This is a genomic window from Pseudoalteromonas luteoviolacea NCIMB 1944 (assembly GCF_001625565.1).
Lineage (GTDB): Bacteria > Pseudomonadota > Gammaproteobacteria > Enterobacterales > Alteromonadaceae > Pseudoalteromonas > Pseudoalteromonas luteoviolacea_F.
In genome coordinates this window covers 1-236 of the sequence record NZ_AUXS01000101.1, presented here as the reverse complement: position 1 = coordinate 236, position 236 = coordinate 1, and the positions used below count along the sequence as shown (strand labels likewise).

1 protein-coding gene is annotated in these 236 nt (G+C 46.2%); it reads left to right on the top strand.

Going from position 1 to position 236, the window contains the following annotated elements:
* A partial coding sequence (locus N483_RS27410; RefSeq protein ID WP_196764435.1) for a hypothetical protein occupies positions 1 to 236 on the top strand: 236 nt, incomplete at both ends.

The window sequence follows — 236 nt, the reverse complement described above, 5'->3', positions numbered from 1 at the left end:
AACTCAGCAGGCTACACAGTTACTCAAGGTGCAACTGACTATGTTGAAGGCCAAGATTATCTTGGTTCATCGGCGGATCAATTTGGCTCAAACAGTGAGATCAAGGTAGAAGTGGGCGAGCAAGCAGCGCCTGAACTTATCTTCACTGAGCAACTTAGCACTGGCGACAAATCCATATCAGGTCGTGTATTTGTCGATATCAACCAAGATGGCACCAACAACGGGAATGACTTTGT